The following is a 12,984-nucleotide window of genomic DNA, read 5'->3' as shown; positions in this document are numbered from 1 at the left end:
GTTTTGTTTTTTGAAAAAGCGCGTATAAGCATCCGCAAGGTTGCGAACAGACGACTGAATCGCAATACTATCCACTTCTTTTAGCCAAACAAGCTCTTTCTTCATGGCAGGTAGTTTGGCAGAGCATGTACTATAGGTCAAGCCTTTTCCTTTTCCTGTCTCTTTGTATGCGTGATCCCATAAGGATAGGAAATGATTGAATACAAAGCGAGAACACCCAATCGTTTTGTTGATTAGAATTGCTTGTGCTTGATTTGGATAGATACGAAACTTATAAGCTTTATTAATCATTATTTAATTCACCTCCATTTTGGTATATGACTATTATACACCAAACGTACATTCGATAGATAATGGAGTAACACTTTCTGTATGTTGAACAATTAAGATGGCTTCCATCCATCCCTTGTTCAAAGCCAATTCATCTCCCACCTACTCACTGGGCTGTGGCCCTTCACGCTCCTTGAGGAAGGAGTCTTCTTGGCTAAAATGATAAAACGAACCGAAATTTTTCTTAAGAGTAGAAAATTCGGCTCGCTTTATGTTGGAATTTGCTTAGCGTATATTTTCGTTAAAATGTGGGCGGGATCCCATGCCCATCAACTTAAAATTTTAAGGTATCCCCAAAACAAAAAAATGAGCTTTTTTATTACAAATTAGCACAAAATCTTGTTCTGGGGGTAGTTGTATTTTCTTAGCTTGATAGCGATGGGGTGGTACCCCTAATAAGAGAAGATAATGTGCTCATCGCCCTTGATTGGGCTTTAAAAAAGTAGCATGTTTGTCCCAACCGAATTGAATTTTCCATTCTTCTTCGAATCCACTCTCAGTAACTTTATTCTTACGTAGTTCTTTCGTCGTATCTTCTTGATATTTAACGAACATTAATTGCTGTGCCTGATAATAGCCGTATATTGAATCGTTATGTTTTCCCATAATATATCAATCGGATTCTTATCTATGATCTCAGCAGCTAAATCAGCTACATCTTCTGGAAAATATTTATGGAAGAAACCATGTGTTACAGCATTGTATGTAAAACTATAGCCTTCTCTAATTTCTGTGGCTCAATGTGTTGTTTAACTAATTCCACCCCCAATAACTTTGTTGATTAAATGACCGACAACAACTGTTTGTTCTTGTTTATTTAGTTTCATCTTTATTTCACCTGCACTTCTAGAAAATTCACATGAGTCTTTAAATTTCCTACTTCACGCGATAAATTATTGATCTGCTCTTGTTGTTCCGCAACTGTTTTAATTAGCTCATCAATTCTTTACACTAATACCGCACATTGATTCTCCATTCTTCAGCCTCCTCCGAAATTACTCTAATTTAGTATTGAAATTCTCTAAAACTCGATGTATTATATTTTTGTGTTTTTCTCAGTTCCCAAGCCGAGAATACATCATCACTTCTGAAAGGACCCGAACTCCAGCGGGTTCTTTTTATTTACTTGAACTCATTTTCGAATTATTGTATTATATTTTCGGGTCTTGCTCCATAAATCATTATCAGGAGAATCTGCAGGTTTGCAGGTTCTCTTTGTAAAATAAAAAACATCCATTATATGAACACTTCATGTTATTATGATTAAATTGTTTTAATTCAGTTTGATATGCAGGTGAAACGAATGGAAAATAAAATTTATGTATATTAAAATTATACTAAGTTTAACTAATAAGCATCCAAGTTTCTTTGATTAATCACTACATTTTCTTTAGAGCTATATCCACATATAAAAAGACACTATACAGTGTCTTTTTATATGCTTTGTTCCTTTAATCAATAGTAGTTTCCTAATGTAGATAGGCTCCCGTAGATTTCATAAACGCCCTCCTCTATATATTAAGGGGCACTACCTTATGGTAATTATATATATATTTGTAATATTCTGCATATTTTTTATAAACTACCTAAATATTTACAATTATCAGAAGAGTGTTATATTGATAGTAATCTATTAAACATTAAAAGTTTAATAGCAAAAAATAAAGGGGGATATAAATTATGATGAAATCTAAAATCAAGAAAGCTATAGGAGGGATTGCTTTAGCAACTGCTTTAGTTACATCCGCATTACCTGTCAGCGCAGCTACTGAATATGTATGGGTTAGAGATGCATATCCAGGATATGATAATTATGTTTTTGATAGCGCAAAGCAACGAGTTCAAATTTGGTCTGGAAATAATTATTTTTATGTAGATTGTGATTTTGTTGAATATGGTAAATGTTTTGTGAAAAGATAAATAGAAATCAAGAAAATGCCAACTTTTTTGGCATTTTCTTAATTTCTATTTGTATTATGTGGGTCACCATACATGCCCATCAGCTTAAGAAAAATAAACGCCCTAAAACGAAAAAAATGAGCTAACTTCTCAAAGTAACTGCCTGTAGAGAAAAGAAATTTTCGTTTAGGGGGTACTTCAAAACCTTAGCTTGATAGCGATGTGGGGACCCCTTTTAAGGTAGGAATTTTAAATTTATATTTTTAAATATTTGAATGATTTAAAAACAGTCTGATCTATGCTAAAATGAATATGATATGAAAGATTGCTGATATATTTGCTATTGTAAAAGTAGTATTGATGGAATTATGTTGGTTCAAGTTAAAGCAAAAGACATCTATTAAGGTGTCTTTTGCTTTAATGTAATTTACTAAGAATAATGAATCTACTTAACTAATTGCTGTTGGATTTCCTTAATTAACAGTTTAGCACCTTCAGGACTAAGAACGATTTGAGCATTTGCTAATGATATATTTTTTTCTGAAATATCACCAGTTATTGCACAAGCATCATAAGATTTGTATTTTTGTAAAATGATTTTTTCATCTTCTACAAATATTTCCATAGGATCTTTTTCTACAATTCCTAATGTTCTTCTTAACTCTTTCGGAAGAACAATTCGTCCTAATTCATCTACTCTTCGTGTAACACCTGTTGCTTTCATCTTATCCACCCTTTTTATTTTTTATAAATTTTCATATTTCTAGCTATTAATCTCCTATGAACAAGCAGATTAAATTATGTTTGCTTGGTATCATCTGCATTTAATAGTACAATTATATATCTAAAAAGGGTTTACTAGTAGTAATTTGACTGATTGTATTGAAAGTAGCCTTTATGTAGAAATAAGTAGATTATCTAGATTAGGTAATTTTTGTTGTATAAAATCAAAATGTAAAAATATAAATTGTGTGATGTACACATTTTTCTTTCTTACTACCATACAGAAATTGTCCCCTTAGCTCTTGCTAGGGATTTTTCTATGTATATTATTAATTACATCATAAAAATACACACGTTGTAATAGTTACCTAATTACATATGAAGATGTGCTAAAAATGAATTAGACAGAATTAACAAAAGTAGTAGCGGAAAAAATAGAACTTACACCAAAAGAGGTAGTTGCAGTAACACAGGCTGTATTAGATACGATAATAAATGCGTTAGCTAATAAAGAAAAAGTACAGATACTAGGATTCGGTACATTTGAAGTGTGTGAAAGATCTGCACGTGCAGGACGTAACCCATAAACAGGTGAAGAAATGCAAATCGCTGCTTCAAAAGAACCTACATTTGAATCTGGAATAGAATTAAATGAGACAGTGAAATAAATGTACATAGTGAAAAGGATTTGATATTTTTATCACCCTTTTTTTAATAGCCTTTTTGTTCATAAAACAAAAAAGTATCAACCAAAACATATATTGGATGATACCCCTTCGTTTATAGACATATTATTTCTAAGTACACATCATGCAAAATTTATATAAATAATTTAGATTTCCCAAATAATGTAACCAACTTGTGTTACAATAAACATTTTTCATCAAAAAAAGACCTGCATAAATGCAAGTCAAATATAAATTATGGACTTTCTCTATATAAAGTCACAGAAAAATTTTCATATCAATTATGCGTCTGGTGATGGAAATCTTGCAGCTTCAAAATGCGTACTATTTTCTACATTAGAAATAACTCCAGCTACACTACTTTGTGCAAAAATCTCAACTATATCCCCTGCATTTAACTGAATGATTGATGAAACAGCAACAACATTAGCAAAGTTTATTGGACCAAAAAAATCATTATCTATTGCAATTGCCGGATTTCCATTAACTCGAATTTCTACCCGCGCTCTATAATTTGTGTTTAGATTATTGGGAATGAAAGCAATAGTCCCAATAACAGAATAAACACCTCTTGTCTTTGGAATAAAAATTGATGTAGCTGGATTATACTCATTCGCTAAATCAAATTGTTCATTTTGAAATAAGACCTTAACAAATGTATTTGCTGGTAAATTTTGATTAACTGTGCTCACAGCTCTAAAAGCAGATGCTCTTACAAGATTATATTGGTTATCATCAGAACAACAATTTACTTTTACATTAACCCAAGGTTTCTCCTCATGCTTTTTATCACATTTTTCATAACCCTTACTGCTTCTATGACAATCGTGATATTTCTTTTTGTAATCCTTACAATGATTACAGTAGTAATAAGACATACTAAATTCCTCCTTTTAATTTATTACTACATGCTATGTAAGATAGATTAGTAAAGTTTGGACAATCTGTTACTAATTTTAATAGAATTAAAATTAGGCCTATCAAAAAATAGGTCAGTGAAACAATATAACATGTAAAGCAGAAAAACTTCATTTGAACCTATCTATATCAACACTACAAAATGCTAGAATTCCATTTCTGTTACTTTAAAACCAAGCTCATGTTATACCCAAATCCATAGTTATCAGCTCAATTTCACTTTTTCCTCTGATAAAATGGATCACGTTTCATCATTAGCTGTTGTATACAAATGAATCTTTTACCGTATCATTCTCTCGATGCTTCATCTCAATAATTTTCAGCTGATCTTCATGTCCGTTCCATTTGTTTAGAATGTATCTTATGATTTTTATTGTCCCCCCACATTTTAAGAAAAAGAACAATGCCCCCAACTTAAGCCTGTTCTTCTTGATTTTTCATCCGAACGCACAATACTTTATAGTTTTTCAGCTCCTTCACAACAAGTCTACGCATCTTTTTTTCATCGATATTCTCAAAAATGACAACTGATCCATATGATACGGTTCTTCTCCATTCGATATCCTTACTTAAATAGTTCTCCCGTTTCTTGGTCATGTTATATTTATACATCCAGATTGTCATCTTTAGAATAAGCAGTTAGTATTTGCTAGCTGCCCTTTTATAAGAATCTAGTTATAATTAAGATTCTTATAATGCAGAAATTCCTATCTTATAAATTAAGCTCGTCACTTGAATTATAAAGATGAGATTACATCCTATAATTTTTTTCAGACTATTGCATATTCCATTTCTGAAAGAAGTGCTCTGCTTTACTGAAAGTGTGTGTAAAAAGAATCACCTTTTTATTTATGACAAAATAAATTTTTTATATAAAGGACACACAATTAAATAAACATAACTACATATGATATATTGTATCCTCTCTTTTTAGATTGTATAGTCGTTACAAAAGGGCACTTTTCTAAGTGCTCTTCTAATTACTTACCAAATAGTGTTTTTTTAAAAATAATGACTACAGAACAATTGGACACATTCCCCAATTTATTTACCCCTAAATCCATGTTAAAATCCCTTTTGAGTACGACATAACTCCCCTCCCAGTAAAGCACTGTAACATTTCATTCAGGGCTTCTTTTTTCATCAAGCCATTAGTTAATTCCACTGACCACCTTGACGTACAAAGTGACGGTCTTGTTTAATTTATTTAATTTTATATATAATAATAATTAAATTCAATTGCACTATTAAAATTCCTAACAGTTATTATTATGGAATCCACAATTGCAATAACTTTACTTCTAACATAGTAATACTTCTCGCTTTTTAATACCTTGGAACGCATATTGGAGTTGCTTCAATTTATGATAATGATTTTGTTTCAAAATTGCACCACCATTAAAAACATATATACAATATCTTGTGCAACTTTTTTATATAAATCTTGATCATAGACTACTTTGAAAACGCTTGTTTTATTTAAAAGCTACACAAAATTGAAAGAAATAAACATACAATGTCGTGTATTCTTTTTCAATGCATGTTTAGATGAAAGAACACTCTCCAGGGTGCTCTTTCATTTTTAAAAAGATTTTGTTTAAAGTATAAAAATAAAAACATATTTAGTTAAACCACTCATATACTTTTATAGTGTTGTTATTGGCATCATGGAGTGCTCTTTAGGCACTCCTATTTTTATGCTTACTAAATAACTACTTTGTTAAAATGAACACTTTATATTTTATAATTAAAATTTATAGACATAAATACATCCTTTAATCATTTTCTTTAGAGTTATATCAATATAAAAAAGCAATGTATATTATCTTTTCTTTATGCAGAAGTAAGCAAAAAAACTTTATAAAAGAGCACAAGTTTATATAAAGTAAGAACAAACGTCATTTTATTTTAGGTAGGAATTGCACTCCCATAGCAACGGCATTGACTTCAGCCGTATTTCAGAAAAGTCTATTCCTTTTATCACTTCAATCAAAAAAGCCACATTCTAATGCGTGACTATACAATAGAAGAATTTCCGTTTGTTTTACTAGAACATATTGAAGCGGTTTAGTATTGACTTAGAAGACAAAACAAGTTAGCTCAGCTGTCTTAAGACAAATTCGTTAGCTAATCAAAAGTAATGATTAACGAAGAAGTCCCCACTTCAAACAGTCCGCTAGGACATTAAGTGGCGGGTAGTTCACGGAAGCATTATCTACTCAAATGTCCATTTTATTCAACAAAAAGAAAGCACCTGCGCCAGTAGACTCTCTTAATGTGATAAGTAGTTTTCAATAAGCATTGAAATAAAATAAGTTACAAACCTGTACTTCGTTTCAATATATGCTTGTCCTTACCAAAAAGTGAAAACAAAAGAGCACACTCTTCCAATAAGTGCTCTCTCTTGAAAAAATATAGGGGAACATGTTGGAAACCGTTCAGTATCATTATATGATGATTCTCCCCAACTATAACTAATATATCCATTGAAAGCGTTTAATCTGTAGTTTTTATATAACAAAGAAAAAAGCATCCATTATGAATACTTTCCTTATCTATACCCGCACAACTCTTTAGACATACAAAACCTAAAAAGAGTCTTATGAAACACGTAATGTAATTTAGATATTTTGTTTAGCTGATTGAGATACCGTCTGTTTTCTTTTCTCTTTTTCGCACTTCAATTATAATCAGTTAATATGCATTCTGTCCTATTGTAATTGCATAAAGCTAAGAAATCCGAAAAGGCCTCAAGACTTTTTGAAAAAACGCTCTGAAGTCATATGATTTTTTCTTTTTTATTAGTAAAAGTCGGTTGTACCCCCACTCCCTATCGACTCAGAGGTAAGACATAAATATTCCTCATTCCCCTTAACTTTTACATATGTTTCATCAAATCTTCAGGAATTGCTTGTGCTTGATTTGGATAGATACGAAACTTATAGGCTTTATTCATTATCATTTGATTCACCTCCATTTCGTTGTATGACCATTACACATCGAACATATATTCGACGGATAGTGAAGTAACACTTTATGTATGACGAACAATAAAGATGGCTCCTTACCATCCCTTGTTCGAAGCCAATTCAACTCCCACCTACTCACTTCGCGTTCCTTGAGGAAGGAGTCTTCTTGGCTAAAATGATAAATCAATATTTGCTTACTTTATTTTTTGCATATAAAAGGTTAAGGAGTTGCATATATTCATCTTCTTGTCCAATATCAAATCGTTTCCCTTTAATCATTTTTCCATATACTTTTTTAGTCATAATTAAAGAATGTATCGCATCTGTTAATTGATATTCCCCCCCAACACCAGGTTGAAGATTTTTTAATAATGGAAAGATATCCGGTGTGAAAACATATCTACCTATTACTGCAAGATTAGATGGAGGATTTACTTTTGGTTTTTCAACAATATTTGTAACATCTATACAATCCCCTTTTACAATATTCCCTGCAATAATACCATACTTTTCTACATATTCATTTGGTACCCTATGAATGCCTATTACACTATTTTTCTTCTCTTTATAAATTTTAATTAACTGGCTTAAAGCGGTTTCTTTATCAGAAACTACAATATCATCTGGTAAAAGTACAGCAAAAGGTTCATTACCAATAAATGTTTCACCTAATTTTATCGCTTCACCAAGCCCTTTCGCATATGGCTGTCTTATATAATGAATTTGAATCTTAGGGACAGTAAGCTCTTTTAACAGATGCGATTTTTTCTCTTTTTCCAAAAAAGCTTCCAATTCTAATGATTGATCAAAGTAATCAACTATTAAATCCTTTCTGCTAGAAAGTACAATTAATATTTGCTCAACACCCGACTTCACAGCCTCTTCTACAATATAATGAATTGCCGGTTTATTACCTATAGGAAACATTTCTTTTGGAATTACCTTTGTAATTGGAAGGCTCCTAGTGCCATAACCAGCTGCTGGAATAATTGCTTTTTTAATCACTAATCTTCTCTCCTTCAATTGTTTATAACAATGTATTCAGCACCCTCTGTACCTGCGCATAATGAAATTAAAAGAGGCCTTTACCTTCTGCCTACTTTCATTGCTTATATGAATAGGCCCTTTTACTTGTCACCAATTTAACTTGTCCATCAATATACTGTTACAACTAGTACTAAGTTTAGAAAGGTGATTAGCATATGAAGATATGTATTATAGGCTCTGGTTATGTTGGTATTACATCAGCAGCAGTATTAGCAGACTTAGGTCATGATGTGATATGCGTAGATAAAGATCAAGATAAAATTTACTCTCTCCAAAAGGGAGAATGCCCCATTTATGAACCAAATTTAAAAGAACTTATTCATAAAAATCGAAAACGATTACAATTTAGTTGTGATATTGATAGCACTATTCGACAATCGCCCATTATTTTTATTGCTGTAGGGACTCCTTCTACATCAAGTGGAAAGACGGATTTAAAATATATCTATTCTGTTATCGATCTACTAGTTCCAGCTATAACATCATATAAAACTATTATTACCAAAAGTACAGTTCCACCGGGTACAAATCAGCAAATATGTGAAAAGCTTATTAAATCTGGTGTTTCATCATCCCTATTCAATATTGTTTCTAATCCTGAATTTCTTCGTGAAGGTTCTGCTGTTCGTGATATGCTCCACCCAGATAGAACTATTATAGGAACCCAAAAAGGTGACAAAAAGTCGTTAAAAATTATGCAGAATATATATAAAGGAATTAGTGCTCCTTTTGTTTGTACTGGTCTAAATGAAGCAGAGATGATTAAATATACATCCAATGCATTTTTAGCTACAAAAATATCATTTATAAATGAAATCGCTCGGATTTGTGATGCATATAACATTGACATTGTTGAGGTGGCAAAAGGAATTGGCCATGACTTTCGAATTAACCCTCATTTTCTTCAGGCGGGACTGGGATATGGAGGATCATGCTTCCCAAAAGATTTACATTCACTCATCTATACAGCAAGTGATAAACACGTAGCGGTTCCTATTTTACAAGCTGTACAATCCATTAACTCCACACAAATAGATCTCTATGTTGAAAAGATTCAAAAAGCTATAAAAAATCCCTTTTCAAAAAAAATAACGGTGTTAGGAATTGCATTTAAGCCAAATACGGATGATATTCGTAGCTCCCTTGCCGTAATACTTCTTGAAAAATTAATTCCTCATGGCTATGATCTACATGCTTATGACCCCAAAGCTCTTCTTCCTCCACATTTAAAAAGACAAGTTACACAGCATGATAACCTAGAAACTTCAATCACAAATTCCGATTGCATTATTATCGCAACGGAATGGGATGAATTTAAAACACTTAATTGGAAACAAGTCAAACAAGTTATGAAGGGACGCACAATCGTAGATGGACGCAATTGCATTGAAAAAGATGAAATAGAAAAATACGGATTACAATATATTGGAGTGGGTCGGTCATGAAAATACTTGTAACAGGAGCCGCTGGTTTCATTGGCTCACATTTGTGTCAAGCGTTACTTAAAAATAGTGCATATCATGTAGTTGGAATTGATCATTTCATCGGTCCTACTCCAGCCACTTTAAAGACAGATAATATACAATCTCTCGAATTGAATTCACGTTTTCAATTCATACAAGAAGATATTTTAAATATAGATTTATCAAAACTATTACAAGATATAGATGTTGTTTATCATCTAGCTGCTATTCCTGGTGTGAGAACAAGTTGGGGAAAAGATTTTCAGTCTTATGTTTCAAATAATATAATAGTTACACAGCAGTTGCTTGAATCCTGTAAACACATAAAATTAGATAAATTTATTCATATATCAACATCTTCTGTTTACGGTGAAAAATCTGGCGCAGTTTCTGAAGATTTATTACCTACCCCCCTATCTCCATACGGTGTTACCAAATTAAGTGGTGAACACTTATGTCATGTTTATCACAAAAATTTTCATATACCAATTGTTATTTTAAGATATTTCACAGTTTATGGGCCAAGACAACGTCCTGATATGGCATTTCATAGATTAATTAAACAACTTTTAGAAGATAAACCTCTCACAATATTTGGTGATGGAACACAAACACGCGATTTCACCTATATTGATGACTGTATACGAGGAACGGTGGCAGCTTTAGAGACCAAAAAAAGTATAATAGGTGAAGTTATCAATATCGGTGGAAAGGAACAGGCTTCCATTTTAGACATCATTTCTATTTTAGAAAAAATATCAGGGAAATCAGCAACCAAAAAATTTCTAAAATCAGTTCCTGGGGAACCGAAGCAAACATGGGCAGATATATCTAAGGCCAATACATTACTGCAATATTCTCCAACAGTTTCTCTATCCGATGGGTTGGAAGCAGAATTTCATTATATAAAACAACTATACAAAGGAGATTAGTTTATGAAAATTGCATATATTTGTACAGAAAAATTACCATCTCCAGCAATTAAAGGTGGAGCAATTCAAATGATGATTGATGGGGTGTCCCCCTATATAAGTCAAGATTATGAACTTACTATTTTCTCTATTTCAGATCCAAGTCTTCCAAATCAAAAAACACAAGATAATGTCAATTACGTGTATTTACCTCAAAAAGAATATGAACAGCATGTTATAAGAACACTCCAAACCAATGCCTTTGATATTATACATGTCTTTAATCGCCCTAAAAATATACCTCTATATAAACAAGCTTCCCCACACAGTAAATTTGTATTAGGTCTTCATAACGATATGTTTGCTGAGCATAAACTATCCATTTATGAAGGCAATCTTATTCTTGAAATGGTTACCGCCATTGTGACCGTTAGCAACTATATTAAACAAACTGTGATTGAAAGATTTCCACAAGCTGAAGAAAAGATTTCTATTGTTTACTCTGGTGTAAATTTAAAACAATCCCCCTCCATCTGGACACCAACAGGACAAAAGATAAGAAATGCATATCGTACAAAATACGGTATCCAAGATAAAAAGGTGATTTTATTTGTTGGTCGATTATGCAAAAATAAAGGACCTGACTTACTCATTCATGCTATGAAGAAAATTATTCAAACACATAAGGATACGGTACTTGTAATTGTTGGTGGTAAATGGTTTAGTGATAACCGAGTAAATAAATATGTTAAAAGACTATATAAAATGGCTAGGCCAATTAAAGAACACGTAATTTTCACCAAATTTATTCCTGCAGATCAAATTCATAATATTTTTCTAATGGGGGATATATTTATATGTAGCTCACAATGGAACGAACCATTGGCACGTGTTCATTATGAAGCAATGGCTGCTGGAATCCCAATTATTACAACAAACCGTGGGGGAAATGCTGAAGTTATAACAGATGAATATAACGGCTGCCTAATAGAACAGTATAATAATCCAATGGAGTTTGCCAGACTTGTCCACGCTTTGCTATCCCAACGAGAATTTGCACAATGGATTGCTGAAAACGGAAGAAAGGTTGTAGAAGAAAACTTTACATTTAAACATACAGCCACAAAACTTGATCAGGTATATAAACAAGTCGCTGAATCTACAAATCAACCTTCTAAAAACTTATTACGCCCTCTCAAAATTCAAATCATTTAAAATACCATTATTATCCACTTTGTTTAGGTCCACAAAATTTAAACATAGAGCTAAATAGAATTAAATATTTTTGATACAAATACAATTTTCTTTCCGTACAAAATTTTTTATAGGATAAACTCGATGGAGTAAAAATGCTACGCTAATCTTTTCCCCATTTCTTTAACCAGATGATTTAATATAACAAGGAAACAATTAAATACAAAATGACTAAAAATAATTGTTCTCGCAATTAAGATTTTTTATCCTTGATTCGGCCAAATGCAAATTTGTATACCTTATCGATTGATATGGATTGCCTCTCATTTCCTTGTGAAATTTCTCTACTATAAAATAAAAATATAGGCTAATGCCTACCTAGGGTCAATCCATTCCTATATTTAAAGGTTCACATTTTCACCTATTATATATGTAGAGAGCAAAAAACGCTTGGGGAAACCAAGCGTTTTTAAGTATCAATTATTTTATGCGTCTTCTTCTTCGCCCTCCTCGTCTTCCTCGTCTTCCTCGTCTTCTTCGTCTTCTTCGTCTTCTTCGTCTTCCTCGTCTTCCTCGTCTTCTTCGTCTTCTTCGTCTTCCTCGTCTTCTTCGTCTTCTTCGTCTTCTTCGTCTTCTTCGTCTTCTTCGTCTTCTTCGTCTTCTTCGTCTTCTTCGTCTTCTTCGTCTTCTTCGTCTTCTTCGTCTTCTTCGTCTTCCTCGTCTTCCTCGTCTTCTTCGTCTTCTTCGTCTTCTTCGTCTTCTTCGTCTTCCTCGTCTTCTTCGTCTTCTTCGTCTTCTTCGTCTTCTTCGTCTTCTTCGTCTTCTTCGTCTTCTTCGTCTTCTT

Annotated in this window: 11 protein-coding genes and 3 pseudogenes; 6 read left to right on the top strand and 8 right to left on the bottom strand. The window is 32.4% G+C overall.

Annotated features, from left to right (window positions below):
- Positions 1-291 (bottom strand): helix-turn-helix domain-containing protein (locus tag D1166_RS30460; protein WP_218940421.1); only part of this gene is annotated, 291 nt, incomplete at its 3' end.
- Positions 292-721: 430 nt separating this feature from the next.
- A pseudogene (locus D1166_RS30450) lies at positions 722-1,031 on the bottom strand (phage terminase small subunit); the annotation flags it as partial.
- A gap of 979 nt (positions 1,032-2,010) precedes the next feature.
- On the opposite strand from D1166_RS30450, the gene D1166_RS30445 reads away from it, so the two are divergent.
- Positions 2,011-2,250: a hypothetical protein gene (locus D1166_RS30445; RefSeq protein WP_000978065.1), complete on the top strand. Its 240-nt coding sequence runs from the start codon at positions 2,011-2,013 to the stop codon at positions 2,248-2,250.
- Positions 2,251-2,674: 424 nt separating this feature from the next.
- Here the strand turns inward: D1166_RS30445 and D1166_RS30440 are convergent, their stop codons facing one another.
- Entirely contained in the window at positions 2,675-2,953 is a 279-nt protein-coding gene (locus tag D1166_RS30440; protein ID WP_000648354.1) for an AbrB/MazE/SpoVT family DNA-binding domain-containing protein, read from the bottom strand.
- 433 nt (positions 2,954-3,386) lie between these two features.
- Here D1166_RS30440 and D1166_RS32095 point away from each other — a divergent pair.
- A pseudogene (locus tag D1166_RS32095) lies at positions 3,387-3,620 on the top strand (HU family DNA-binding protein).
- 299 nt (positions 3,621-3,919) lie between these two features.
- On the opposite strand, the gene D1166_RS30430 reads toward D1166_RS32095, so the two are convergent.
- Positions 3,920-4,516, bottom strand: coding sequence for an ABC transporter permease (locus D1166_RS30430; protein ID WP_044585220.1), 597 nt, complete (start codon positions 4,514-4,516; stop codon positions 3,920-3,922).
- A 454-nt stretch (positions 4,517-4,970) separates the two neighbouring features.
- Positions 4,971-5,153 (bottom strand): hypothetical protein, encoded by a 183-nt coding sequence (locus tag D1166_RS30425; RefSeq protein ID WP_133300474.1) that lies wholly within the window; start codon positions 5,151-5,153, stop codon positions 4,971-4,973.
- Positions 5,154-6,472: 1,319 nt separating this feature from the next.
- Here D1166_RS30425 and D1166_RS30420 point away from each other — a divergent pair.
- A pseudogene (locus D1166_RS30420) lies at positions 6,473-6,624 on the top strand (Y-family DNA polymerase); the annotation flags it as partial.
- An 810-nt stretch (positions 6,625-7,434) separates the two neighbouring features.
- Here the strand turns inward: D1166_RS30420 and D1166_RS30415 are convergent.
- Both D1166_RS30415 and D1166_RS30405 read right to left on the bottom strand, forming a co-directional pair.
- Positions 7,435-7,518 carry a helix-turn-helix domain-containing protein gene (locus tag D1166_RS30415; RefSeq protein WP_323755007.1) on the bottom strand — a complete coding sequence of 28 codons (84 nt, stop codon included), beginning with the start codon at positions 7,516-7,518 and terminating at the stop codon, positions 7,435-7,437.
- Between the two features lie 190 nt (positions 7,519-7,708).
- A complete protein-coding gene (locus tag D1166_RS30405; RefSeq protein WP_000591181.1) occupies positions 7,709-8,530 on the bottom strand; it encodes a UTP--glucose-1-phosphate uridylyltransferase in 822 nt (273 codons plus the stop codon).
- A 197-nt stretch (positions 8,531-8,727) separates the two neighbouring features.
- Here D1166_RS30405 and D1166_RS30400 point away from each other — a divergent pair, with 197 nt between their 5' ends.
- Genes D1166_RS30400 through D1166_RS30390 form a run of 3 tightly spaced genes read left to right on the top strand, consistent with a single transcriptional unit; the run spans position 8,728 to position 12,161 of the window.
- Entirely contained in the window at positions 8,728-10,017 is a 1,290-nt protein-coding gene (locus D1166_RS30400) for a UDP-glucose dehydrogenase family protein (protein ID WP_044585218.1), read from the top strand.
- Entirely contained in the window at positions 10,014-10,967 is a 954-nt protein-coding gene (locus D1166_RS30395) for an NAD-dependent epimerase/dehydratase family protein (RefSeq protein ID WP_087965556.1), read from the top strand. Before D1166_RS30400 ends, D1166_RS30395 begins: the two co-directional genes overlap by 4 nt.
- Before the next feature lie 3 nt (positions 10,968-10,970).
- On the top strand, positions 10,971-12,161 hold the full coding sequence (locus D1166_RS30390) for a glycosyltransferase family 4 protein (RefSeq protein WP_000686383.1): 1,191 nt from the start codon (positions 10,971-10,973) through the stop codon (positions 12,159-12,161).
- A gap of 464 nt (positions 12,162-12,625) precedes the next feature.
- Here D1166_RS30390 and D1166_RS31585 read toward each other — a convergent pair.
- The coding region (locus D1166_RS31585) for a hypothetical protein (protein ID WP_179951335.1) at positions 12,626-12,984 on the bottom strand (359 nt) is incomplete at its 5' end.

Source organism: Bacillus sp. ISO11, assembly GCF_003458115.1.
GTDB lineage: Bacteria > Bacillota > Bacilli > Bacillales > Bacillaceae_G > Bacillus_A > Bacillus_A cereus.
The sequence above is the reverse complement of the archived record's forward strand: the minus strand, read 5'-3'. Positions and strand labels throughout refer to the sequence as shown.